Source organism: Streptomyces alkaliphilus (assembly GCF_014141535.1).
GTDB lineage: Bacteria > Actinomycetota > Actinomycetes > Streptomycetales > Streptomycetaceae > Streptomyces > Streptomyces alkaliphilus.
The window spans coordinates 1-438 of record NZ_VKHT01001746.1; the positions used below are offsets into that span (position 1 = coordinate 1).

Sequence of the window (438 nt, forward strand, 5' to 3'; positions counted from 1 at the left end):
GGGGGTCGAGGACGCGGCCGGACTCAGCCGGGAGGCCACTCCAGGCCGCGACCGGCCAGCAGGTGCGCGTGGACGTGGAAGACCGTCTGGCCGGCACCCGCGCCGGTGTTGAGGACGATCCGGTAGCCGCTGTCGGCGACCCCCTCGTGCTCGGCGACGGCGCCGGCGGTCGCCAGCACATCGGCGGCGACGGCGGGGGCACCCGTCGCGAGGGAGAGCGCGTTCGGGTAGTGGGCGCGGGGGATGACCAGGACATGCGTGGGGGCCTGGGGGTTGATGTCCCGGAAGGCCACCGTGGTCTCGGTCTCCAGGACCACGGTGGCCGGAACCTCACCGGCCACGATCTTGCAGAACAGGCAGTTCGCGTCGGGTTCTCCAGCCATGGCCGGGATGCTACCGGTTCCCCGGGCACCCGGTGGGACGCGGGGCGGGAACGCC

Annotated in this window: 1 protein-coding gene; it reads right to left on the reverse strand. The window is 73.7% G+C overall.

Annotation, left to right across the window (positions count from 1 at the left end; all coding sequences use genetic code 11):
• Positions 1 to 23: 23 nt before the first annotated feature.
• Positions 24 to 383, reverse strand: coding sequence for a histidine triad nucleotide-binding protein (locus FNQ90_RS26590; protein WP_182608602.1), 360 nt, complete (start codon positions 381 to 383; stop codon positions 24 to 26).
• Between the last annotated feature and the right edge of the window lie 55 nt (positions 384 to 438).

Coding starts and splice junctions, on each gene's coding strand:
- FNQ90_RS26590 (WP_182608602.1), bottom strand. CDS start 383: ATGGCTGGAGAACCCGACGCGAACTGCCTGTTCTGCAAGATCGTGGCC.